The following is a 23,374-nucleotide window of genomic DNA, read 5'->3' as shown; positions in this document are numbered from 1 at the left end:
ACTGTAATAGCGAATTTAACGTGGACAAGAACTTATATAGTTATGGCTTTGATCGCTAATATTACTTGGTTCTTTGCCAGTACTGGTGCAATGGCAGAAGAGGGAATTCAGGGGGCGATAGACGCTGATATGTTGGCTATTATGTGGGACTCCTCTGTCGGCACTGGAGCTTTGCTTCGAGCGCTTGGGCTAGTTACCGCAATAATCGCTTTAGCTTTAAGGTTCAAACTCGCTGTGAACTCGTACTTAAAACAAAGCGCTTTAATGTTGAGTTTATTAATCCTTGCATACTCATTCACGTTACTGGGTCATATTTCTGAGTTAGGCACAATTGAAAAAGGCTTGCTTATTTTGCATGTGCTCGTTATGGCATGGTGGTTTGGGGCGTTATTGCCACTAAAACAGGCTTGCCATCAGCTAAGTTATGCAGAACTTCATTTGCTGATGGAAAGCTTTGGCAAACAAGCAAGTTTTACAGTGAGCCTATTGTTGGTAGCAGGCCTCTGGCTCGTGATTCAATTGGTCGGAAGTCTTGATGCACTAATAAGCTCAAGTTACGGACAAACACTGTTGTTTAAATTGGCCCTTGTAGTGTCTATTTTGGCACTTGCTGCTAAACATAAACTAATACTCGTTCCACAACTTAAAAATAGTCAAGGCAGAGAGGCTTTATCTAAATCTATCTCGATAGAAATGCTAGTAGCTTTTGCCATTTTATCTGTAACGGCTGGGCTTACTAGTGTTGTTGGCCCTGCAAATTAAAACCTAAAAGAGAGAATGAAAATGAAAACAATAAATATATTACTCGTTTTATTAATGACGTTTAGTTTCGCAGCAAACGCTCATGGTGATAAGAACAAAGACAAAGGTTTGTTTAAAGGTATAGATACCCCTGCCGCAAAAGTTGTTTTGGCATTTCATCAAGCACTTGAAACTGGCAATCAAAAACAGGCTAGAGCGCAGTTAGCGGATGATGTCACCATTTTCGAGGGAGGCCGCGTTGAAAGGAGCGCTGATGAATATGCTCATCATCATATGTTGTCGGATATGAAGTATTTAGCAGCGATGAAGAGCTACACACTTGAACATCAAGTGACGATACTTGGAAATACCGCTATCTCTGCGTCGCGTAGTCAAACTACAGGTACTCATAAAGGTGTTGAACGCGATTATCAAGGCATGGAAACGATGGTGCTGGAAAAACAAAATGGTGAATGGAAGATTAAGCACATTCATTGGTCACATTAATTTATTGGTTAAATAACGGAGTACAAAATGAGAATTAAAAATCCATTACATCAAGTTTCTACGCCACGTAGACGCTTTGTACAAGGTGTAATTGCTGGCGGTGTATTAGCTGCTTTTCCAAGTGTTCTTCATGCAGCTTCATCTTTGATTGCTGGAACTTCAACAGGTACTGCGCCCGAACTAAGTGGAGAAGTAATAGATTTAGTGATAGATGAGTCACCCGTAAACTTCACAGGTGTTGTAAGAATGGCTACAACAATCAATGGCTCAATACCAGCTCCTACCTTGCGCCTCAGAGAAGGTGATGACGTTACTATCAGGGTAACTAATAAATTATCAGTGCCGAGTTCAATTCATTGGCATGGGATCATTCTTCCGTATCAAATGGATGGTGTACCGGGCATTAGCTTTAAAGGCATTATGCCTGGCGAAACGTTTGTTTATAAATTTAAGTTACAACAAAGCGGTACTTATTGGTATCACTCACACAGTGGCTTTCAAGAAATGACCGGTATGTATGGGGCGTTAATTATTGAGCCAAGAGAAAAGGATATTATTAGTGCTGACAATGAGCATGTCATCCTATTGTCTGATTGGACTGATGATGATCCTATGGAGTTATTCCGTAAATTAAAAATTCAGGGGGATGTGTTTAACTTTAATCAGCCCACTGTACCTGAGTTTTTTGATGACATAGCAACAAGCGGCGTTGCTAATGCACTTCAACGACGTGAAATGTGGAACCAGATGCGAATGAGTCCAACCGATTTAGCTGATTTATCGGCTTCGGCAATGACCTATTTAATGAATGGTACTGCGCCAATGGCTAATTGGCGTGGGCTGTTTAAAGCGGGCGAAAAAGTACGTTTAAGATTTATTAATGGCTCAAGTAACACCTTTTTTGATGTACGTATCCCAGAGTTAAAATTAACTGTGGTACAAGCAGATGGACAAAATGTTGAACCCGTTACCGTAGATGAGTTTCGCTTTGGTCCAGGTGAAACCTACGATGTGGTTGTTGAGCCTAAAAATGACGCATACACAATTTTTGCACAAAGCATGGACCGCTCAGGTTATGCCAAAGGGACTTTGTCTGTCGCTGCTAATATTGATGCGCCAGTGCCTGCACTTGACCCAGTTGAGTGGTTAGCAATGCGGGATATGATGGGCAATATGGATCACTCTGCTATGCCTGGAATGGATCACAGCGCTATGGGCCACGCTAGCATGGACAAAACCAGTATGGATCAGGGGGCAATGGATCATAGCACAATGGACCACGGTGCAATGGCAATGGACCATAGTAAGCATAATATGGGTAAAAACCCACTGGCTGTTCCAAGTCAGAAAGTTCGCCACGCTAAAACAGAATATGGCGCCTCAATTGATATGCGCGTTGATACGCCACGCACAAACTTAGACGATCCTGGTGTTGGGCTGCGCAATAACGGCCGTCGAGTTTTAACACTTGCAGATTTACGCTCTCTTGATGGCATAGTTGACCACCAAGCACCCGAAGCCGAAATTGAGCTGCATTTAACCGGCAACATGGAACGCTACAGCTGGTCTTTTGATGGCTTAGAGTTTGGTAAAAGTACCCCTGTGCATATGAAGCATAATCAGCGGGTACGAGTTATTTTACAAAACGATACCATGATGACACACCCTATGCATTTACATGGTATGTGGAGCGACTTGGAGAACGATCAAGGCGATGTGTTAGTTCGCCGCCATACCATAATGGTACAGCCCGCCCAAAGAATTAGCTTTTTAACTACGCCACATGATGTTGGTCGTTGGGCTTGGCATTGTCATTTACTGTTTCATATGGATGCAGGTATGTTTAGAGAGGTGGTTGTATCATGAGAAATTTAACCTTATCAACAGTACTTACTAGTGCACTATTAATTAGCGCACCGTTATTGAGCCTGAATGTGTTTGCTCAAACTGAAATGGGCGACATGTCTGGCGATATGGCGGGCGATAAAATGCAGCCGCAAGGCGGCGATGCCCCTAAAAATGCTCGCGATCCACACGCTTATGCTAATGGCACAACCTTAACGCAAGGGCCATATGCTTTAGCAGATGGCGAGCGCTTAACCCTTGCAGATGAGTATAAGTTTTACGCTATTTTAGGTGATCGCCTTGAGTATAACGAACAAGCCGATGCTGCTGTTTTCGATTTACAAGCTTGGTACGGCACCACCTTTAATCGATTAGTGATAAAAACCGAGGGCGATGTTAGTTATGGCAAGCTTGAAGAAAATCAAACTGATATTTTATGGGGTCATGCAATTTCGGCTTATTGGGATACGCAAGTCGGTATTCGCTACGATTATTATAAAGAAGGCAAAAACCGTCAATGGTTAGCGTTTGGTATTCAAGGCTTAGCACCTTATTGGTTTGAGCTTGATATGACAGCGTATGTAGGTGAGAGCGGCAATACAGCATTTACAGCAGAAGCTGAATATGAGCTGCTTTTAACACAAAGGCTCATTATACAGCCTCGTGCTGAAATAACATTTTATGGTAAAGACGATGAACAAAATGAGCTAGGCAGTGGGCTATCTAGTACTGCTATTGGCGTTAGGGTTCGTTATGAATTTACTCGCCAATTTGCACCTTATGTAGGTGTAGAGTGGACTAATAAATTTGGTAGCACAGCAGATTACGCCAAGCTAAACGAGCAGAGCAGCAACGATACTGAGTTTGTTGCCGGTTTAAGATTTTGGTTTTAATACGAAGAAATAACTACATTGATTTAATGAGAGCTACCGCAATTATATTGATGGTAGCTTTTCATTTTGTCTGGGATTTAAACTATTTTGGTTATATTAGAACAGACATACCTAACGGCTTTTTCTGGAAAGAGCTAAGAGCAATAATTGTAAGTTTGTTCTTGTTTTCTGTTGGTGCCAGTCTGGTTTATTCCTATCAAGGTGGTATATCAGCGAAGAAATTAGCTTGGCGAACGGTTAAGATATCTAGTGCTGCGTTACTAGTGACTTTATCCTCACTATTTACCTTGCCAGAACATTGGATTTACTTTGGTATTTTACACTTCATAGCAGTTGCAACACTTCTATTAGTTTGGTTGGTGGGGAAACCTAAACTTGCTTTGCTGCTATCTTTATTTATTTTTAGCGCATACATAGCGATAGAAATACCGTGGAATTGGCCTTTTAGCTATATTGAACAATATATTTCAAAACATCCTAGTGACTTGGTTACTCTTTTTCCTTGGTTGGCTTTGCCCTTGCTCGGTATCTGGGCTGCAAATTTCCGAATCTTTCGTCTGGCTCCCGCCAATCAACATGCGATAAACCCTTATTTGACATTGCTTAGTCAACACTCTTTACTGATTTATTTACTTCACCAACCTTTGCTTTTTGCTGGCTTTAGCGCTATCGAATGGATCAATTGAATATGAAAGTCCTCTATTTCGGAAATAATCTCTTTTCAAACTGTTTAACATTTATGGTTAACCAAGGCTTTAGTGTTGAAGCTGTTTATATTAATGATGTAGAGGAAAACGCAAGTATCGTTAAACGAATTTGTGGCATACATAAGATAATGACACATTCTTTAAGACCGACTAAAGAAGAACTTGATGAATATATAAAATCTGGAGTAACTCTTTTTGTCGTTGCTGACTATGGATATAGACTGCCCATAACAGATATAAAATATGCCTTTAATATTCATCCCTCACTTTTACCTAAAGGTAGAGGCCCTACGCCATTAACTTACATTGTGGATCTACCAGAATTTGCAGGTGTAAGCATACACAAAATCACATATATGCTTGATGGCGGAGATATCTTACTCCAAGAACAATTTGAAGTAGGACAAAATGAATCCATTTCCTCCTTAATGGTGAAGTCAAGCTTACTTGCGGAATCTTTACTGCAAACCTTGTTAAATGATCTCGAAACTATCTATGAGAGTGCTACGCCACAACAAAAACGATTAGCTACTTATTGGAAGCAACCTAGTATAGAAAGGAGAATCATGTCGTGGCTCAATGATACTCAACAATTTAGGCAAGCAATACGTCAATATGGGCATTTTGGCATCTTAATAACAATTTATGAAGAGCTTTTTATTGTCAGCCAATTAGAGGTGGCCGATTTCAAACATGACTACAAGCTAGGCAGCATAATTTTTGAAGACCAAGCGCTGATTAGTGTGGCTATGAATGGTGGCTTTGCTGTTGTTTTTAAAAGTTCTATGGTGCTAGTAAACTCAGCAGTACTAGAGTAATTCGTATATTAAAAGTGTGTATAAAATGTTTTGAAGCAGACTTTAAGGGCTAGGTTAGAACGTAGGTTTTAGTTCAAAGGTTGATCAAGATCATAAAATTATTTTTATAAAGTGGCTAATATTGTAGGTGCTAAAGAAGGAATGATAATGTTTGGACTTTTCAGGTGGTTTAAAATAGTAATAATAACTGTGTTGCTTACGCAGCATGGCTTTGCGATTGCTAAACCAATGAATTGTGAAGAGCATCATAATGGCTCATCCGACACGCATATTATACAACCAAGCAAAAATATGCATCATCAATCAATGATTGACAATAGTCACTATCACACTGAAAATTCGCAAGATTCTAAAAACCGTCATGGTGATGAAGACTGTGAAAAATGTAAAGCTGGTGATTGTGTTTGTTGTGAAGGCGGTTTTTGTACAAGCTTTCATTTAAATGCCTATCTTGTGGAAGCGCAAGACGAAGGTATTTGCAATATTCATTCTGAGCTAATTCTACAGCGTACACCCCTACCAAAATCTGGTATCCATCTCTTACTTTATCGTCCACCAATTATTGGCTAATCACAGGATCAGTGCGTCTTTTTTTCGCCAGTCCCATCAAAAATAGAATGACTTATTCATTGATTTAAATAATCAATTGTTTTGAACGATTAGTACGATATTTTGAAGGCACTATGAAAATGCTCAAGTTATTGCCATTTACAGTAATTAATACTGTCGATTTTGGCCGAGATTCCTCTTTTTACCAAAAAATTAGTTTTTAGCTTTTGCATTATTAATCACGAATAATCACTTGACCTGTGTCTTAGACACAGGTCTAAGCTGTAGGTGAGATTACAAACTTAGGTGAAGAACTAAGGAGTGAACATGAAAGTTGCAGAGCTGGCAAAAAGCCTTGGAACGACTGCTGATACGGTGCGCTATTACTCGCGATTGGGACTGTTAAAACCTGCCAAGTCAGTGAACGGCTACAAGTCATACTCGAATAAAGAAGTATCGAGACTTAAATTCATTTTAAGTGCCAGAAACCTTGGTTTTTCCGTTGTAGATATCAAGGAAATTATTAATGAATCTGAAGATGGTAAAAGTGCGTGCCCATTAGTCAGAAGCCTGATCAAAGAGCGGCTCGAAGAAACAGAAAAACAGTTTCAAGCAATGTTGGCACTTCGAGGAAAAATGTCTTCTGCGCTTTCTCGATGGGAAGAAATGGAAGACAAAGCACCGACTGCAAACATGGTTTGTCATCTCATCGAAAACTTTGAGCAAATTAAAAAAACATAGGAGGAAAAAGGGTGGCTACTAACACAAATATAAAAACTGAATCAGGCTGTTGCTGTCAGGCAAAAGCTCAATCCTCTTCGTGTAAAAGTAAGGAGAATACGTTGGAGAAAGTATCACATAACCAACAGCTTATCATTGAAGGCGCTGGGTGTGCTAGCTGTGTAGGCAAAATTGAAGGGGCATTAAATGCAACTCTTGGAGTCGTCAGTGCGGAAATGAATTTTGCTGATAGGACTGTAACAGTTTCTGGGACAGCTAAGACAGAAGAATTGGTCAAAGCTGTTGAGTCTGTGGGGTATAACGCGAAGCCAATTGATGATAGCTCAGCAACAGATGCGCTTGATGAGAAAGAGGCGGCTGATTGGGCATATTACAAAAAGCTAATGCGCGATACGTTTATTGCCCTTTCACTCGGCGTTCCTTTGATGATCTACAGCATTGTAGTTGGAGAAATGACGGTTGAAACAAACCTTGAACGAATTTCTTGGTTGGTTGTAGGCATTTTAACTTTTGGTGTTATGTATTTTTCAGGCAAGCATTTCTATGTAGGAGCATGGAAGAGCTTCAAAAATCATTCAGCCAATATGGACACCCTAATTGCTTTAGGAACAGGCACGGCTTGGTTGTATTCGATGGTTGTCGTGTTTGCACCTGACGCTGTTCCATTGATGGCACGGCATGTTTATTTTGAAGCTACCGCCATGATCATTGGCTTAATTGATTTAGGTTTAGCATTAGAAATCAAAGCCAGAGGTAAAACCTCTGAGGCCATTAAACGTCTTATCGGCTTGCAAGCCAAAACAGCAACCGTGGTTCGTGACAACAAAGAAGTTCAGATAGGTATTGAGCAGGTTTTATTTAACGATATTGTGAAGGTAAAACCGGGTGAAAAAATTCCCGTCGATGGCGTGGTATTGGAAGGACACACCTCTATTGATGAGTCCATGCTGACAGGCGAACCCATGCCTGCTGAAAAAGCTGAAGAAGATGAGGTTGTCGCAGGTACTTTGAACAAATCAGGCATGATTTTATTTAGAGCCACACGCGTTGGTAAAGACACGGCGCTTGCACAGATCATCAATATGGTGAAACGAGCACAAAATTCAAAACCGCCGATTGGCCGTTTGGCCGATGTTATTTCAGCTTTTTTCGTACCTGTCGTGATGATCACCTCTGTGTTAAGTGCGCTAGCATGGCTTAACTTTGGACCTGAGCCAGCCATTGCTTTTGCCATCGTTTCAGCAACTACTGTGCTTATTATTGCCTGCCCGTGTGCTTTAGGTTTGGCAACGCCTATGTCTGTTATGGTCGGAGTAGGAAAAGCAGCAGAAGCCGGAGTGCTTATTCGCAACGGTGAGGCACTGCAAACCGCCTCTAAAATCACTGCCATGATTTTAGATAAAACGGGCACTATTACTGAAGGGGCACCTAAGGTAACCGATATTATTTTAGCAAAAGCTACTGACGAAAAAGACGTACTACAGCTTGCAGCAAGTTTAGAAAGCGGCTCAGAGCATCCTTTAGCGCAAGCGATTGTTGAAAGTGCGTTAGATCAGGATATTGAGTTACTAAAAATTGAAGCCTTTAACGCCATTACGGGTTTTGGTGTAGAAGCAAGCTGCAACAACAAAGCCCTGCTTTTCGGAAACGATAAACTAATGAAGTTAAAAGGCATAGACCTCACAGGCTTTGTTGAACAAGCACAGTCTTTAGCCAAAGAAGCCAAAACACCTATGTACTTTGCTGTAGATGGTGAACTTGCAGCAATCATTGCTGTTGCAGATCCTATCAAGTCAGACTCAATCTCTGCTATCAAACGGCTTCAGGCTAATGGTATACGCGTCATCATGTTAACGGGTGATAACAAGGAAACCGCTGCCGCCGTAGCTAAAAAAGTGGGTATTAGTGAGTTTCTTGCTGAAGTGCTGCCAGAAGATAAAGCCAACAAGGTGAAAGAGCTACAAGAAGGCGGCGAAATTGTTGGTATGACAGGAGATGGCATCAACGATGCTCCTGCGCTAGCGTTAGCCGATGTTGGTTTTGCTATAGGCACAGGTACAGACGTTGCGATTGAAAGCGCAGATATTACCCTGATGCGTGGTTCACTTCATGGCCTTGCTGATGCCATCGCGGTAAGCAAAGCGACTTTACGAAATATCAAACAAAACTTGTTTGGCGCGTTTGTCTATAACGTAGCCGGGATTCCTTTTGCTGCGGGGGTTCTATACCCCTTCTTTGGCATTCTGCTTAGCCCTGTAATTGCTGGTGCTGCAATGGCGTTTTCGTCATTGACCGTAGTGTCAAATGCAAATCGACTTCGCTTTTTTAAAGCCCAAAACTCATAGAAAGTAAGCATTTGGAGAATCACAATGATGATAATTAACTTATTAGGCTTAGTGTTAATTGCAATGATTGTTTGGTGGTTTTGGCTATACAAACCCAATAAAACAATTGTTCAAGATAGTGAAGTACTCATTGAAGTGAGGGATGGCGTGTATTCACCATCCTCAATTCAGGTGTCTGCTAGCCAGCCTGTCACTCTGAAGTTTATGCGCAAAGATCAATCACCCTGCGCTGAAACAATGCTTATTCCATCATTGGAGATAAGTGAGCAGCTTAAATTAAATGAAATTACTCAAATTACCTTATTGAACTTATCACCGGGAGAGCATGAGTTTCATTGTCAGATGCAAATGTATCGCGGTGTCTTAAAAGTCGTTTAGGAGGCCAACATGAAAAATGAGCACCCTAAATTTTGGTTTACACCCACAGGTTGGGCTGCATTGGTGCTTATTGCCGCAGCCACCTATTTTTTAATCTTTGAACATGGACAACATGTTCTGCAATTTCTTCCCTATTTAATTTTGCTGTTATGTCCTTTGATGCATGTATTTATGCATGGCAGTCACGGCAAACATGGTCACGATCATTCACATGCGCCTGATGACAAAAAGGAAGAGAGCTTTCAAGAACTCACGGATAAAAATGAAGCCTATCGCGATGGCTACATACAAGGGTTAGAAAAAGGACGCAAGGAATTGCATAAGAAGGAGAACAGTGATGAATGAGACATATGATTATGGCTTATGGTCAATGGTGATACTGAATTCAGCAATTTTTATCTTTTTTGCCTTTAGTTTTGTAAAACCAAAAACATCAACTGATTGGCGAAGCCTAGGAGCGTTCTCCGCCTTTATTGTCGCCCTATTTACTGAAATGTATGGCTTTCCTTTAACTATCTATTTTTTGTCTGGATGGTTAACTGAAAATTACCCAGAAGTTAACTTCTTTGCGCATGAAAATGGGCACTTATTACATACTTTCTTTGGTTTGGAAGGTGATGCCCATTGGGACCCATTTCATATAGCGAGTATGGTGTTTATTGTGGCAGGTTTCTTTATGTTGTCTTCAGCATGGAACGTATTGCATCACGCGCAAAAACACCATCAATTGGCTACTACAGGATGGTACGCGAGGTGTCGTCACCCACAGTACGTAGCTTTCATTCTAATCATATTCGGCTTTTTATTGCAGTGGCCGACCATCCCAACACTTGCGATGTTTCCAATCTTAGTCGTTGTTTACGTCAAGCTAGCGAAACGCGAAGAGACACAAGCTATTGCCGAGTTTGGTTCGGAGTACCATAGCTATATGGAATCGACACCAAGTTGGATTCCAAATTTTAATAAGAACATAGAAGGTAAAAATCATGAAAATGTTAGGTAAATCAATTTTATTTGTCAGCTCACTATTGGCGGCCACAAGCTTATTTGCTCAAAAAAATGAGAATAAACATGAAGGTGCGAACAAATCGGATATGCATCAAGGCATGGCAATGTCGCATGAGAACATGGGAAAAATGCATTCAAAAATGATGGAAATGAAAAAGGAAGTCCATGCCATTAAAGCTGAAAAAGATCCTGAAAAGCAACAGCAGATGATGGCTGAACATCACCGCTCAATGATGAAGATGATGCAATCCATGCACAAAAACATGGAAGCAATGCCAATGCATAAGCAAATCAAGATGGCTGAACATCATCTGGAAATGATGGAAAACATGATGCCACAAATGAAATACAAAATGGCAGAAATGAAAGACAAAAAACAACAACACTCGCACTCACATTAGGAGATAAATTATGAGCGATTTAGATCATAGAGTTGGCGTTAGAGAGCAGAATTTAGTTGTTCGAAATTTAAGACTAAGTAATGTCACAGAAGAAAACTGTGACGAGTTAGTAAAAAAAATTGATCAGCTTTTTGGTATAGATGAAGTCAGTTACAACATCAAAGAAGGTGAAATACACCTAGCATATGATGCGGCAAATATAAACCTTGATGGGATTGAGGAAGTTATTCGCAAACATGGTGCCGATGTTCATGATGATTGGTGGACGCACACTAAAGAAAGTTACTACAAATTTGTTGATCAGAATGTTAAAGACAACGCTGCTCATAAACCGTGGAGTTGTCACAAAGTTCCTCCGGGTGCAAGCCGGATAAAATAAGTAAGCTTCCAAAGAGCTTGCTCAGTTAATAAGTTAGATGAGGAAAAAATGATGAAAACATCCAATATGAAAATTCTTTTGCTTGTTGTATTCGGTATCTTTTTAGCAGGCTGTTCGAATACTGCGTTTTATCACAAAAATATGATGAGGGGCCAAGTGGTTGAGCAGTCTACTGATCGAACTCTGATTTGTATTGGTGCCAAACATGGTGCAGAGGTTGGACAAAAATACAGTGTTATTAGATTCCATGAGGAAATTGCGCCGGGTGAAGGTGATGATCCGTACACTATTGAAAAAGTGGGAACGGTACAAATTACTAAAATTGTAAATGATCACTTCGCAACGGTAAAACTAATATCTGGTGACATCGCAGCGAAAGATATGGTGGAACTTGAAGACTAGTAAAGTGGTGGCGAAAGCCACCACAGGAGCATAACAATAAAACTTAATGAAAAAACTTTAGTGTTATTTTGTAAAACCTTTGAGATTGTTTGCTCAGTTCTGGTTATCTTGATGCCAGTACGACAGAAAAAATGTTACATATGAATTAGAAAGGTGTGGGCTGGCATCCTAGGTCTAATCTTAACAGTTAAGGGGCCGCCGAATAGAGCTATACCTTTACATCAGCAGCATAATCAATGCTCCCGCGATCATAAATAAGTTTTCAGATAGCGATACAAATCCAAGTGGCACACTGCTATCGCCGCCTACACAGGCACACTTTAACTGGCGTTTGTCGATGTAAACGGCTTTGAAAACTGAAATTGCTCCAACTGTGCCGATAAACAATGAAAATGGTGCCACTGCGAGAGGCTGTAGTTGGGCAACCATACCAATACCTGCATATGCTTCAATGAAGGGATAAATATAACCATATCTTATCCATCTCATCGCTAGTAAATCATAAGTAATAAACGAATTTGTGAAACTGTATAGGTCTTTCAGTTTTTGCACCGCTAAGAGCGTCATTGAAAAAGCTATAAATAGCATCAGTGTTCTGATGGAGATAAATGAGCCGGAAGCAAAATGTTGAGATGCGACAGCAAGAAGTGCAGCTATCGAGAAAATGGCTACAACGGGCGTGTAGGTTGTGCCAGTTTGACCTGCTTCATCTTTACCAAAATACTCTCTTAAGTCATCGTATCCTCCGACACGCTTTCCTTCAATAAAGGTTTGTGGCGTAGTTTTGACATCATGCTTAGCTTTGAAGTCATCAGCTTGTTGTCTTGACGTGAGCTTATGATCTTCTACATCATACCCTTGCCTCTCCAGCAAATCTTTCGACCTTAAACCATAGGGGCAGATATGTTCGTCAGTGACCATTCTGTACAGGGTAGCTGTCTTAGTCATCTTAGTCTCCTTTGTTCAGTGTGCCTTCAAACTTTGGGAGCGGTCGTTGCTCAGCCTGAGCTTGTGAGCTGACCTTTCCATTTTCAGAAATATCTTTAATCAGCCATTCCATTTCTTTTATTTCTTTTCGTTGGGCTTTAATAATACCATTTGCCAATTCACGCACGCGTACATCCTCCAAAGTTGAATGCTCACTAGTAAGAATAGCAATGGAGTGATGAGGAATCATCGCTTTCATGTAGGCAGTGTCAGAAATTGTGCTTTGAGAGCGAACAAGATAAAGACATATGGCAAACAGTATTGTCGCCAATAGAAAAATAGCCATGTTGAGCTTCTTGTTACTGTACATGCCAAGCATAAAGGCCAGCATGATCATTGCCATACCTGCTCCCATATACAACGCCATATAGATACGCGTTTCACTAAACCATATATGTGATACTGCGTAAGTGTTGAGGTACATCATGACAAACATAGTAATGGTTGAGGTGATGATCATTGCAGCAAATCTTGAGTATTTCATAAGTAATCCTTACATTGATAGTGTAAATATTTCCCACTGTTAGCCTATTATTCTCTACATGTGGTCATGTTCTCGAAAAAGTGCAAGTAATGAGCCAGTATCATTATTATCTTATTGTGAATATGGTTTACCAACACAGAATTGGATTTGCGCCACTGTTAGGCTATATATTGATAATTGGACTTGTTTTAGTTAGAAATGATGATCGTTAGTTACTCTATATCTAACCCAAGCCTTCGGCTTCAAATTTCTATTAGTGGTTTTACCTGCTATGATGGATTTCATATTGATCGGATTATTGCGATCATCGCAAGTCTGAATTAGGAAAGTATTGGTTAATTCATGCAAACCATAGATAAATCATATTCCGGTTGCTTATCGAGTTATGTGAAGAAACGTTACTGTAGCTATACAAATTGAAAGGGAAATAATTAATAATTTGGATTTAAGTAAATAAGTATTAATGTAACTTTTTGACAACGTAGGTGTGGATCTTAGGAAAACGGAAGAGGAAAAAATGGCGCCGTGGCTCGCTGCTATTACCGATACGCTAGAAGTACTCCATAAAGGTGACGAGAACCCAATATCGAGCCGAAATTACATCATGGAAAAGGCCAATGTGCAGTTTAAGTCGGTTAATTTTATGCGTGGGCGCAGTATTCAAAATGCGGTAGTAATTTTAGATGAAAGCCAAAATTTAACAGCGTCTCAACTTAAAACAATTATTACTCGTTGCGGAGAAGGCACCAAGCTCATTTGCACCGGTAATTTAGCGCAAATAGACAGTAACTATTTAACGCCAGTTACATCAGGTTTAACCTACATAGTAGAACGTTTTAAAAACTTTGAAGGCAGTGCAACTATAAATCTTAATGGTGTTGTAAGGAGTCGGTTGGCTTCATTTGCAGAAGAGAATTTATAACTTGCGCTTAACTATTTGGCTCGATAGTCTAATGATTGATTTTCGGGCCAAATGGCAGACTGCACGTTGAATTTTTTACCTCTCAAACATTATTATCGCTCTTTAATTGTTGCCCTGTTGGTGCCTTTAATCGTTGCTTTTTTACTGTGTTTACATCTTTACAATATCAAGCTTGAGCGCACAGTAGAAAAACGTGACGCTGATTTTCTTAATATATCCGCCCAAATAAATCATGGCATGCAATCAATCAGTGATTTAATGGCTAATATGCTTAACTTATACGAGCAGCCTGCACTGAGTCTTGCTAATCGTAATTTATTTGAAGGTATTAATCAGTATGAAGGTTATTACTATCGCCATTTTACTCAACAAGGCACCGAGATTGTAGGTAAAGGGGATTTTAATCTTTCACCAAATGAACTTTCAAAGTGGCAACAGTTAGTTAAATTAGGTCCTTCGTTTAATACAACTCTGGCACTTATGCAGTCGCTTAGCGCCGTTGCGTATGTTGATGAAAATGGCGCTGCATTTGTAGCGAGGCGTAATAAGAGCAAGAGTTTATTACTAACAGAGATTCTTGAAGGGCGATTTAAACCAGACTTTTCAGGCAACCTTTTATCTTCAAGCCCGATTGTAAATATAGACGGGAAGGCTTACTACTCAATCGGACGCCAGCGAGAACTTGGCTCGCGTGATTATATTATCGTTATTTACGATGTGGAGGTTATTTCTGCCTGGCTAAAAAAAGTTACGCCAAATCAGGGAGAATATATATTTGTTAATCGGTTTGATCAGGTTGTTGCAAGTACAAAAAATGCAATAGCTGAGGGGATCACACTTAAAGAATACTGGCCTGAAATGGCGGCATCACAACAAAAATTAACGGTGTTAACCAGTGGCACAAACTTTTTTATGCAGCCAAAAAGCAACCTCCCAATACATGCTGCATTTTATGAGTCTAAATCCGGTTTTGTAAATGTTATTCGGTATGAAATTTTACTCGAGTTTACATTTTTAACGCTGTTTCTAAGTTTAATGTTTTGTGTGTTCTTTTGGTTAAGTCAGCGCATATTTTTAAAACCTATGACACATCTCATGCATTACTTAGAGCAAAGCAATAGCGACAACAGCAAAGAGTCTAATTATCAAATCCCTATTAATTGGCAGCCATGGTTCACTAAAATAAAACTAGTATTTGCTAAAAACAGACAACTAGTCGATTCGCTGCAAGATGTAAACCGAGAACTTGACGAAAAGCTGCAATTGCAATCAGAAAAACTAACACGCAGTTATCAAGCTAAAGAGCGACATTTAGCTTTACTAAACACAATGTTAAACAGTGTTCCTGACTTTATATATTTTAAAAATATTGATGGGTCTTTTTTAGGGTGTAACAAGGCGTTTGAAGCTTACATTGGATGCGATCAAAGCGCGCTAGTGGGTAGGCGTATACAAGATATAACGGACGAATACGAACAAATAAGTATTCTTGAAAAACAGGTTTTACAAAATCGCAGTAATGTTCAGCAACGCGTTGATACAGATGATAAGTCTTACCAACTGACGATTGCGCCTTTTTACAATGAGCAGCAGCACTTGTTAGGCACAATGGGGATCGGTAGAGATATAACAGAACAGCAGCAAACTTTACATGCACTAAAAGCGTCTGAGTCTAAATTTAGAAGTGCTATTGAATTTGCTGCAAACGGTGTTGTGCTTCTTTCGCTTGATCAGACTATATTGCAGGTAAACAAAGCAGCAAGAAAACTATTTACTGAGCAAGATGTGTTGGTAGGTGAACAACTTAAACTACTCTTTGATGATAGTCAGTGGCAAGAAATTAAAACAAGATTAGCTCAGCTGCTTGATGATAAGAAAGAGGTTTATCATTTAACATTAGCACGAGGAAATTTGACTAGCTGGCTTCAACTCAGTGTATCGCTCGTGTGGGATGAAAAGCGAGATCCTTCGTATTATGTTATCCACTTACAAGATGTGAGTGCATTAACTAAAGCTAAGCACAATGCTGAGCGCGCAACCCTTGCTAAAAGTCGCTTCATTGCTAACTTAAGTCATGAAATACGTACCCCTTTGAATGCAGTGTTAGGTTTGCTTGACATGCTTATAGAGCAAGGGCTTACGCAAAGACAAATTCAGCAAACAGATCAAGCTAAGCAAGCTGCGCAAAGTTTACTCTTAATGCTCAACCGCATGCTCGATTTTGCTAGAGTTGAAAGCGCACAGGCTGAGTTAAAACTAGCCCCATTTACGGTTGTGGAACTTGTTGATATTTGCGATAGCTTAACAGGGCCCTTGTGTGAGCAAAAAGGGGTTGAATTTATTATTGATGTTGACCCTTTAATTGCACCTAGTTTGATTTGCGATAGCATAAGACTACAGCAGGTGTTGGGTAATTTATTAACTAATGCTGTTAAGTTTACTCACAATGGCAGTATTACCTTAAAAATGGAGCTAATTGAGGGAGATAGTAACGAGCAAGCGATCTGTTTTAGTGTAAAAGATACTGGCAGCGGGATTAATGAGGCTGACCAATTACGTTTATTCGATGCCTTTACACAAGGCGATGAATCATCAACACGCGCCCATCAAGGTGTAGGGTTAGGGTTGGCTATTGTAAAACATGCTGTATCGCTCATGGGCGGCGAGATAGCCGTAAACAGTGAAAAAGGCCTTGGTTGTGAGTTTTATTTCAGCATTAGTTTACAGGTAGACGATACAAAAAATCAGCTGTTGCCTGTTGATGCTCTGGCTATTATATCCCAGCGAAGCCGAGCTTTAATACGCGCTGTAGCAGCCTATTCAGAGTTAACCAGTATTGATTTAGATGAAGCATTGAATTACCCAATCAAACTTTCTGGATATAATCAGCTTATTGTTGATGAAGCTGATTTACCTGAGCTATTAAGTGTAAAAGCAATATATGACTCGCTTACTTCACACACTGTATCGGTCATTATCGTTAATCATCAGCTAACCTTTAGTTCATCTATGAGTAAAGGCTTATTAGCGCAGCATGTTAAAGCATCTGCACTTGGGCAGCGATTATTTGATTTAAGTAGTGGTTTTGCATTAAAGCAAATTGCAAGTGACGCTAATATACAGGCACAGCAACCGAGTAGAGAGGTGTCAGGTTTACTGATCTTGGCAATTGACGATAATAAACTAAACTTAGAAATTATAAGTAGTGTTTTAGAAAAAGCTAATGTAAATGTTGTAACCTCAACCAATGCATCTGATGGTATGGAGCTGCTACAAGTTTTAAAACCAGATCTGATTTTAATGGATGTGCAAATGCCGCATATAGATGGTTGTCAAGCTACTACGTTGATTCGTCAACAGTTTGACGATAAGCAATTGCCTATATTTGCATTGACAGCCCATTGTGAGCCTGCGGATATAGAGCGTTCGTTAAAATGCGGTATGAATAAACATTTAACAAAGCCCGTTGTAGCAAAAGTACTACTTGATGCTATTGCAGATATGCAGATCACTAAAACGGTATTTTTTGATAGGGCATTTGCCTTAGCTCAATTTAGCGCTGATGAGGCGTTACTTAATACTATGATTGATAAATTTTCTAGCCTATGTGAGACCCAATTACAACAAATTGACGAATGTACTGTTAAAGGTGAATTGGTACGTTTAGTGCATAGTATCAAAGGAGTATCGGGTAACTTGGGTTTTAAGCGGTTATCGTCTTGTGCGCTTCAGTGCGAACAAAGTCTTAAAGCAACCAATGACCCTGAAGATCAAATCATAAAAGAGCTTATTATGCAGTTGAAGCAGGTTATTGTATTTATTAGAGGTTTGGAGGCGGTGGATGTCAAAAAAAGCTAAAGTGCTTGTAGTTGACGACGATCCACTTAACAGGTTAGTGCTTGAAAAAACGTTGTGTGAAGAGCATGACGTGTTTTTAGCTAAAAGTGCAGAAGAGGCACTCGCTTTTGTAAGAACTACACAGTTTGATTTGATTCTGCTTGATATTGTAATGCCCGTTATGAACGGCTTTGAGCTTATTGTTAAGTTAAAAGAAAATCCTATTACCCAGGCTATTCCAGTTATTTTTATTTCTGCTAATCAAGAGCATGCTGATGAATCAAAAGGATTAGAGCTAGGCGCGATGGACTATATTACTAAGCCATTCAGCGCTTCTATTGTTAGAGTGCGAGTACGAAATCAATTACTGATAAAACAAAAAAACGATTTACTTGAAATGTTAGCGTCCATAGATGGATTAACCGAAATACCCAACAGACGCTACCTTGATGAAAATTTGTCTCGAGAGTGGCGAAGAAGTAAACGAGGGGGCTCAGTGCTATCTGTACTGCTAATGGATATAGATTACTTTAAACGATACAACGACACATATGGCCACAGAGCCGGTGATGAATGTTTAAAAAAAGTAGCACAATCTTTATTGGCACAATGTAAACGTGGAAGTGACTTTATTGCCCGCTACGGTGGGGAAGAGTTTGCGGCTATTTTACCTGATGTATCTAAAGAGGAAGCAATTACGTTTGCAAATAAGCTCAGAAATGCTGTAAACAAATTAAATATAGAGCACAAAACATCGTTAAATGCACAATGCATAACTATCAGTATTGGCGTTGCAACTATGGAAGATGGCCGCTCAACCTCAGAGCATTCATTATTAGAAGAAGCTGACTTAGGGTTGTATGAAGCAAAAGAGGCTGGCCGTAATAGAGTGGTCGCTCACTAATAAAATAGGCCAGTAACGTTACTGGCCTTTTTGTATTTTAGTGGCTAACCATATTTAATGCGCTGTCACCAATACCGACAAGTTTATCGTTTTTGAATACAAGTGGCGTACACTCATCTTTAGTCATTTTACCATCAGAATGAATGCTATGAGTTGCATAAAATAAGACTTGATACACATCATCCCCTTTTTTTAGTAACTCTGTAAAATTAGGGGTTTTAAGTGTTGTTAATACCGACTGGTAGCTGCTATCCATTTTTAATTCAGAAATCGCTTCGCGATTATTTTTGTGCTTAGTTTGCCAGCTAGTTGAGTCATTACCTGCCCAGTGCGTTTCTGCTTCACCATCAGATACGGCGATAACACAACCCGTTAAAAATGGAGTAATAAGTGCCGCTGCTAGTAGAGATTTATTCATTTTTGTATGTACCTTAATCATTTTTACTTAATTATTAATGATAGTAACGCAAAGTATACGCCAAGTTTAAATTTTATTTATAATCAATTGCTTACGTTGTTTGTGGTATTTCGTTAATTTTAAAAAATAAAAAATTGGTAAAAACAGCCACTTTTTAGTTTATTTAACCCAAGCAATGATTAAGGTATTTACTATTCAGAGCTCAGGTTACTTGGCTAAGGTGAGTATTAAACTAAGCGGCTACGAGGCTCCCCTTGTTTGAATGCTTTAATATTTAAACTTACCTCTTTAACTAATCGCACAATTGATTCGGTGCTTGCCCACGCAATATGCGGCGTTAGCAATAGGTTACTCCCTTTATAATTTGCCAGTGGATTTGAAAGCTCAGCAGGCTCTTTTGTTAATACATCAACGCCTGCGCCAGCAATTATATTTTGCTCTAGTGCACTGGTTAAATCCGCCTCATTAATAATACCGCCTCGTGCTGTGTTAATTATGATGCAGCTTGGTTTCATTACTTTAAATTCGTTTAAGGTAATTAGATTGCGCGTTTCTTCTGTTAACGGGCAGTGCACACTAATTATGTCTGCGGTTTTTATGGCTTCGTCAAAAGGCGTTCTGCCATCGCGGCATGGTGCACCTTTGCGCTCAGACATAACTACATTTGCACCAAAAGCCTCGGCTACATTTGCAACAGCCTGTCCTAGTGTACCACCGCCTATGATTGTTAGTGTTTTGCCTTGTAAATCATTAAAACTGTAGTCAAGACGGCAAAACATTTCACTTTTCTGCCAAGCACCTTGCTGACAATCAGCTTGATATCGGTGTGTATTACCTAGCAGGTTTGTGATTAAAGAGAAGGTATGTTGAACAACCGAAGGTGTTGAATAACCTGCAACGTTTGTAACTGCAATGCCGTGATCTTTTGCAGCCTCTAGATCAACATTATTAGTTCCCGTAGCACTCACGCATATTAGTTTTAGATTTTTTAGTTGGCTAATTGTTTCGCGGTTTAACACGACCTTATTGGTAATTAAAATATCAGCCCCTTGGCTATGCTCAACAACTTGCTCTGGGCTAGTAAGTTCGTAGGTTTTAAGGCTCCCTAGTTGCTCTAAACAGGCAAGTGATGTATTTGCTAATGTGGCGTTATCGAGAACAGTAATTTTCATGATGTGTCCTAATTAAATAAAATAAATTTTAATACTTGACCTTGGTGTGTGCTCTAAGGTTTATAGTTGGCATCAGTTGAGAATATACTCATTGGAGAAACAAATGAAAATAGGTGAGTTTGCAAATCAGTTAGGTGTCTCAACAGATACCCTAAGATACTATGAAAAACACAATTTGTTAACGCCATCAAGTCGAACCGAGGCAGGTTATCGCGATTATGATAAGGCAGCTCTCAAACAAATGAAGTTTATTTTGCGTGCTAAAAATGTTGGTTTTAGCCTGTTAGAGATCAGAGAGTTACTGCAAATTAAATTTAAAAAACACCAGCATTCGTGCCGTGAAGTGAAAGATTTAACGATACAAAAACGCGATCTAGTTGCAGAGCGTATTGCTGAGCTAACACGTTTTCATCAATCGCTATCGATACTGGCAGATAAGTGCTGTGGTGGACAAGAACCCGCTTATAACTGTTCAATATTAACAACCTTGGAGGACATCGATGGACTTACTTAATAATTTTTGGCAGTTATTTTTATTATCTGCCCCTTGGTTAATGCTTGGTTTGCTGATTGCTGGGTTATTGAATGTATATTTACCGGCAAATTTTTTAAATAAACATTTAGGTAAAGAAGGCTTTTTGACCACAGTGAAAGCGGCTTTAATTGGTGCGCCAATGCCTTTGTGTTCATGTGGTGTTATTCCTGCTGCAATAGGATTGAGACGCGCCGGTGCTTCAAAAAGTGCCACTACTGCGTTTTTAGTGTCGACGCCTGAAACAGGGGTTGATTCTGTTTCAGTATCGTATGTGTTATTAGGTCCGTTTATGTCTATTATTCGTCCCATAGCTGCTATCTGCAGTGCTATTGTTGCAGGTGTGTTAGTTGGGCGAGATACCGATAGGCTGCAGACTAAGCCAGCCGCAGATGCTCAAACAAAAACCAGTTGTTGTGCGTCTAAAACGGCGGAGCCTAAAGTTCAAACCAGTTGTTGTGATAAACCAAACAAGGCATTACAAAGTCAATGGCAGAAAGTACAACAAGCGATAAGTTTTAGCTGCAATAAACTTCTGTCGGATACCATGGTCTGGTTAATGATTGGTTTATTCTTTGCCGCGTTGGTACAGACCTATGTTCCAGAGTCATTTTTAACACAGTGGGGCAGTGGCATTGTTGCCATGCTTGTGGTGATTTTGATCAGTATACCCATGTATATTTGTGCCACTGCTTCTACGCCTATTGCTGCAGGCTTGTTATTGAGTGGAGTATCGCCTGGAGCGGTGTTAGTGTTTATGCTCGCAGGGCCGGCAACAAATATTGCTACGTTAGGTGTTGTAGCTAATGAGCTTGGCAAGCGTGCTGTATTCGCTTATTTGATAGGGGTTATTGGGGTTGCATTGATTTTTGGGTTTTTAACGGATTATTTAGTAACTGAGTTTGGCTTTGTTGTTTCCCCGCAACTAGGTGAAGAGCATCAGGTGCTGCCATATTGGCTAAGCTTTGTTTGTGGTGTAATTTTAATCGCACTTATTCTGCGTTTAGTTGTCATAGCATTACAAGCAAGGCGAAAGGTAACTGGTAAGAGCATTACTTAATTATTTGTTATATATGTACTTTTTAGAGTGCTTGTTAGTTTTTATAAAAATGCAATAGCCTGACTTAGTTCGCATTTCAGTTTGCCTGAGTTATACTCAAACCAATAAAACAAACGGTACGTATTTTACGTGCCGTTTTTTAACTTTATAGATGCAGTAATGAGTGAATTAGAAGACAAGTACGCAGACATAAGACCTTACAACGACAATGAGGTTAACGCATCATTAGCGCGTTTAATGAGTGATGATGCATTTATAGATGTCATTGCGAAGTATAATCTACCGCGCTTTCTATCCGCAGTACCGTTTATTGCCCGCCCATTGGTAAGAAGCCAACTACGCAAAAAGTGGGGAAAAGTAACGAGCGTTGAAGATGTTCAAAATGAAGTTGCTACGTATTTAGATAAACTTATAAAACGCACCACGTCAAAAGTCACCTTTTCAGGTTTAGATAAATTAGATCCTAATCAAGCTTATTTATTTGTTTCTAACCACCGCGATATAGTGCTTGATCCTGCGCTTGTTAACTGGGGGTTATACCAACATAAAATGAAAACGGTACGAATAGCTATTGGCGATAATTTACTGCAAATACCCTACATAACAGAGCTGATGCGTTTAAATAAAAGCTTTATTGTTAAGCGCTCAGCTAAAGCCCCTAAAGAAATGCTAAAAGCCCTTACGCAATTGTCATCGTATATTTATGACTCACTAATGGGCGGGCACTCCATTTGGATTGCACAAAAAGAAGGGCGCGCTAAAGATGGCTTTGATCAAACCGATCCTGCATTACTAAAAATGTTGCAACTTAATGGCCGTAAGCAAAAGAAAGAGTTTGGTGAATACATTAAAGAGTTAAAAGTTGTGCCTGTGTCTATTTCTTATCAATATGAGCCATGTGCTATAGCAAAAGCTAAAGAGCTTTATCATAAGCAACAGCATGGTGAATATGTTAAGTCGGTGGGTGAAGATATTTTAAGCATTGTTGAGGGCTTTAGTACGGCAAAGGGCCATGTTCATTTAGCTTTTGGGCAGCCTATTGAGTCACAATGCGATAGCGCCGAGGAACTTGCTAACACTATTGACCAGCAAATAATAGATTCATTTTACTTACATCCAGGCAATTATATTGCTGGTGGTTGTAAAGAGTCGGTAATTAACTCTCCAGATACGGCAACATTTGAACAACGTATTGCGCAGGTACCTGAAGAGCTTAAGCCACTTGTATTAGCTATGTATGCAAAACCATTTCATCGTAAAGCACAAATAAATGTTAAAAGCCCTGAATCGCTTTAGCATTAAGTAAATAAAGTAAAAAGTAAGCAATAGTATTGCTACTTTTTT

Annotated in this window: 24 protein-coding genes and 1 pseudogene; 21 read left to right on the top strand and 4 right to left on the bottom strand. The window is 39.7% G+C overall.

From position 1 onward, the window contains the following. The 15 genes from P20480_RS13080 to P20480_RS13150 form a co-directional block, all read left to right on the top strand. Positions 1–762, top strand: a 762-nt coding sequence (locus P20480_RS13080; protein WP_033025179.1) for a copper resistance D family protein, incomplete at its 5' end; no start/stop codon positions are given. A gap of 15 nt (positions 763–777) precedes the next feature. Further along, the gene (locus tag P20480_RS13085; RefSeq protein ID WP_008128033.1) at positions 778–1,248 is read left to right on the top strand and encodes a YybH family protein; all 471 of its coding nucleotides are present in this window, start codon (positions 778–780) and stop codon (positions 1,246–1,248) included. Between the two features lie 27 nt (positions 1,249–1,275). Further along, on the top strand, positions 1,276–3,114 hold the full coding sequence (locus tag P20480_RS13090; RefSeq protein WP_008128031.1) for a copper resistance system multicopper oxidase: 1,839 nt from the start codon (positions 1,276–1,278) through the stop codon (positions 3,112–3,114). Beyond that, the gene (locus P20480_RS13095; protein ID WP_008128029.1) at positions 3,111–3,986 is read left to right on the top strand and encodes a copper resistance protein B; all 876 of its coding nucleotides are present in this window, start codon (positions 3,111–3,113) and stop codon (positions 3,984–3,986) included. The genes P20480_RS13090 and P20480_RS13095 overlap by 4 nt, the downstream gene beginning before the upstream one ends. Further along, complete coding sequence (locus P20480_RS13100; protein ID WP_259413530.1) at positions 3,977–4,672, top strand: heparan-alpha-glucosaminide N-acetyltransferase; 696 nt, start codon at positions 3,977–3,979, stop codon at positions 4,670–4,672. Before P20480_RS13095 ends, P20480_RS13100 begins: the two co-directional genes overlap by 10 nt. Further along, the gene (locus tag P20480_RS13105; RefSeq protein WP_238529425.1) at positions 4,660–5,511 is read left to right on the top strand and encodes a formyltransferase family protein; all 852 of its coding nucleotides are present in this window, start codon (positions 4,660–4,662) and stop codon (positions 5,509–5,511) included. The genes P20480_RS13100 and P20480_RS13105 overlap by 13 nt, the downstream gene beginning before the upstream one ends. A 189-nt stretch (positions 5,512–5,700) precedes the next feature. Continuing rightward, a complete protein-coding gene (locus P20480_RS13110; RefSeq protein WP_008467851.1) occupies positions 5,701–6,081 on the top strand; it encodes a hypothetical protein in 381 nt (126 codons plus the stop codon). 306 nt (positions 6,082–6,387) lie between these two features. Beyond that, positions 6,388–6,801 (top strand): MerR family transcriptional regulator, encoded by a 414-nt coding sequence (locus P20480_RS13115; protein ID WP_008109656.1) that lies wholly within the window; start codon positions 6,388–6,390, stop codon positions 6,799–6,801. A 101-nt stretch (positions 6,802–6,902) separates the two neighbouring features. Further along, positions 6,903–9,146 (top strand): heavy metal translocating P-type ATPase, encoded by a 2,244-nt coding sequence (locus tag P20480_RS13120; RefSeq protein ID WP_008128027.1) that lies wholly within the window; start codon positions 6,903–6,905, stop codon positions 9,144–9,146. Between the two features lie 24 nt (positions 9,147–9,170). Further along, a complete protein-coding gene (locus P20480_RS13125; protein WP_029773135.1) occupies positions 9,171–9,524 on the top strand; it encodes a cupredoxin domain-containing protein in 354 nt (117 codons plus the stop codon). A gap of 9 nt (positions 9,525–9,533) precedes the next feature. Next, positions 9,534–9,869 (top strand): DUF2933 domain-containing protein, encoded by a 336-nt coding sequence (locus tag P20480_RS13130; protein WP_008128023.1) that lies wholly within the window; start codon positions 9,534–9,536, stop codon positions 9,867–9,869. Next, positions 9,862–10,527, top strand: a complete 666-nt coding sequence (locus P20480_RS13135; RefSeq protein ID WP_008128020.1) for a methyltransferase family protein — start codon at positions 9,862–9,864, stop codon at positions 10,525–10,527. Before P20480_RS13130 ends, P20480_RS13135 begins: the two co-directional genes overlap by 8 nt. Continuing rightward, entirely contained in the window at positions 10,511–10,933 is a 423-nt protein-coding gene (locus P20480_RS13140) for a hypothetical protein (protein WP_008128018.1), read from the top strand. The genes P20480_RS13135 and P20480_RS13140 overlap by 17 nt, the downstream gene beginning before the upstream one ends. A 10-nt stretch (positions 10,934–10,943) precedes the next feature. Then, positions 10,944–11,312: a hypothetical protein gene (locus P20480_RS13145; RefSeq protein WP_008128017.1), complete on the top strand. Its 369-nt coding sequence runs from the start codon at positions 10,944–10,946 to the stop codon at positions 11,310–11,312. Between the two features lie 48 nt (positions 11,313–11,360). Beyond that, a complete protein-coding gene (locus tag P20480_RS13150) occupies positions 11,361–11,714 on the top strand; it encodes a hypothetical protein (RefSeq protein ID WP_235590935.1) in 354 nt (117 codons plus the stop codon). A gap of 216 nt (positions 11,715–11,930) precedes the next feature. Here the strand turns inward: P20480_RS13150 and P20480_RS13155 are convergent, their stop codons facing one another. Together P20480_RS13155 and P20480_RS13160 are read right to left on the bottom strand one after the other, a co-directional pair. After that, positions 11,931–12,662, bottom strand: a complete 732-nt coding sequence (locus P20480_RS13155) for a MauE/DoxX family redox-associated membrane protein (RefSeq protein WP_008109669.1) — start codon at positions 12,660–12,662, stop codon at positions 11,931–11,933. Position 12,663: 1 nt separating this feature from the next. Beyond that, a complete protein-coding gene (locus P20480_RS13160; RefSeq protein WP_008128012.1) occupies positions 12,664–13,185 on the bottom strand; it encodes a DUF305 domain-containing protein in 522 nt (173 codons plus the stop codon). 502 nt (positions 13,186–13,687) lie between these two features. Here P20480_RS13160 and P20480_RS13165 point away from each other — a divergent pair. The 3 genes and pseudogenes from P20480_RS13165 to P20480_RS13175 form a co-directional block, all read left to right on the top strand. Then, positions 13,688–14,107 (top strand): annotated as a pseudogene (locus P20480_RS13165) (PhoH family protein); the annotation flags it as partial. A gap of 66 nt (positions 14,108–14,173) precedes the next feature. Continuing rightward, positions 14,174–17,965 (top strand): PAS domain-containing hybrid sensor histidine kinase/response regulator, encoded by a 3,792-nt coding sequence (locus tag P20480_RS13170; RefSeq protein ID WP_008128009.1) that lies wholly within the window; start codon positions 14,174–14,176, stop codon positions 17,963–17,965. Beyond that, on the top strand, positions 17,949–18,848 hold the full coding sequence (locus P20480_RS13175) for a diguanylate cyclase (protein WP_008128007.1): 900 nt from the start codon (positions 17,949–17,951) through the stop codon (positions 18,846–18,848). Before P20480_RS13170 ends, P20480_RS13175 begins: the two co-directional genes overlap by 17 nt. 37 nt (positions 18,849–18,885) lie before the next feature. Here the strand turns inward: P20480_RS13175 and P20480_RS13180 are convergent, their stop codons facing one another. Both P20480_RS13180 and P20480_RS13185 read right to left on the bottom strand, forming a co-directional pair. Continuing rightward, positions 18,886–19,266 carry a DUF3192 domain-containing protein gene (locus P20480_RS13180; protein WP_006793212.1) on the bottom strand — a complete coding sequence of 127 codons (381 nt, stop codon included), beginning with the start codon at positions 19,264–19,266 and terminating at the stop codon, positions 18,886–18,888. Between the two features lie 227 nt (positions 19,267–19,493). After that, entirely contained in the window at positions 19,494–20,438 is a 945-nt protein-coding gene (locus tag P20480_RS13185) for a D-2-hydroxyacid dehydrogenase (protein WP_008128005.1), read from the bottom strand. A 103-nt stretch (positions 20,439–20,541) separates the two neighbouring features. Between P20480_RS13185 and zntR the strand changes: the two genes are divergently transcribed. From zntR to P20480_RS13200, 3 genes are all read left to right on the top strand, one after another. Continuing rightward, positions 20,542–20,952 (top strand): Zn(2+)-responsive transcriptional regulator, encoded by a 411-nt coding sequence (gene zntR, locus P20480_RS13190; protein ID WP_006793210.1) that lies wholly within the window; start codon positions 20,542–20,544, stop codon positions 20,950–20,952. Beyond that, entirely contained in the window at positions 20,939–22,030 is a 1,092-nt protein-coding gene (locus tag P20480_RS13195) for an SO_0444 family Cu/Zn efflux transporter (protein WP_008128003.1), read from the top strand. Before zntR ends, P20480_RS13195 begins: the two co-directional genes overlap by 14 nt. Positions 22,031–22,189: 159 nt before the next feature. Continuing rightward, a complete protein-coding gene (locus P20480_RS13200) occupies positions 22,190–23,326 on the top strand; it encodes a 1-acyl-sn-glycerol-3-phosphate acyltransferase (RefSeq protein ID WP_033019396.1) in 1,137 nt (378 codons plus the stop codon). Positions 23,327–23,374: the final 48 nt, after the last annotated feature.

It is taken from the genome of Pseudoalteromonas sp. BSi20480 (genome assembly GCF_000241365.1).
GTDB classification, from domain to species: domain Bacteria; phylum Pseudomonadota; class Gammaproteobacteria; order Enterobacterales; family Alteromonadaceae; genus Pseudoalteromonas; species Pseudoalteromonas marina.
The sequence above is the reverse complement of the archived record's forward strand: the minus strand, read 5'-3'. Positions and strand labels throughout refer to the sequence as shown.

Bases quoted from the DNA above. Each gene is read 5' to 3' on its own strand.
- P20480_RS13085 (WP_008128033.1), top strand. From the start codon at position 778: ATGAAAATGAAAACAATAAATATATTACTCGTTTTATTAATGACGTTT.
- P20480_RS13090 (WP_008128031.1), top strand. From the start codon at position 1,276: ATGAGAATTAAAAATCCATTACATCAAGTTTCTACGCCACGTAGACGC.
- P20480_RS13095 (WP_008128029.1), top strand. From the start codon at position 3,111: ATGAGAAATTTAACCTTATCAACAGTACTTACTAGTGCACTATTAATT.
- P20480_RS13105 (WP_238529425.1), top strand. From the start codon at position 4,660: ATGGATCAATTGAATATGAAAGTCCTCTATTTCGGAAATAATCTCTTT.
- P20480_RS13115 (WP_008109656.1), top strand. From the start codon at position 6,388: ATGAAAGTTGCAGAGCTGGCAAAAAGCCTTGGAACGACTGCTGATACG.
- P20480_RS13125 (WP_029773135.1), top strand. From the start codon at position 9,171: ATGATGATAATTAACTTATTAGGCTTAGTGTTAATTGCAATGATTGTT.
- P20480_RS13130 (WP_008128023.1), top strand. From the start codon at position 9,534: ATGAAAAATGAGCACCCTAAATTTTGGTTTACACCCACAGGTTGGGCT.
- P20480_RS13135 (WP_008128020.1), top strand. From the start codon at position 9,862: ATGAATGAGACATATGATTATGGCTTATGGTCAATGGTGATACTGAAT.
- P20480_RS13140 (WP_008128018.1), top strand. From the start codon at position 10,511: ATGAAAATGTTAGGTAAATCAATTTTATTTGTCAGCTCACTATTGGCG.
- P20480_RS13145 (WP_008128017.1), top strand. From the start codon at position 10,944: ATGAGCGATTTAGATCATAGAGTTGGCGTTAGAGAGCAGAATTTAGTT.
- P20480_RS13150 (WP_235590935.1), top strand. From the start codon at position 11,361: ATGATGAAAACATCCAATATGAAAATTCTTTTGCTTGTTGTATTCGGT.
- P20480_RS13155 (WP_008109669.1), bottom strand. From the start codon at position 12,662: ATGACTAAGACAGCTACCCTGTACAGAATGGTCACTGACGAACATATC.
- P20480_RS13160 (WP_008128012.1), bottom strand. From the start codon at position 13,185: ATGAAATACTCAAGATTTGCTGCAATGATCATCACCTCAACCATTACT.
- P20480_RS13175 (WP_008128007.1), top strand. From the start codon at position 17,949: ATGTCAAAAAAAGCTAAAGTGCTTGTAGTTGACGACGATCCACTTAAC.
- P20480_RS13180 (WP_006793212.1), bottom strand. From the start codon at position 19,266: ATGAATAAATCTCTACTAGCAGCGGCACTTATTACTCCATTTTTAACG.
- P20480_RS13185 (WP_008128005.1), bottom strand. From the start codon at position 20,438: ATGAAAATTACTGTTCTCGATAACGCCACATTAGCAAATACATCACTT.
- zntR (WP_006793210.1), top strand. From the start codon at position 20,542: ATGAAAATAGGTGAGTTTGCAAATCAGTTAGGTGTCTCAACAGATACC.
- P20480_RS13195 (WP_008128003.1), top strand. From the start codon at position 20,939: ATGGACTTACTTAATAATTTTTGGCAGTTATTTTTATTATCTGCCCCT.
- P20480_RS13200 (WP_033019396.1), top strand. From the start codon at position 22,190: ATGAGTGAATTAGAAGACAAGTACGCAGACATAAGACCTTACAACGAC.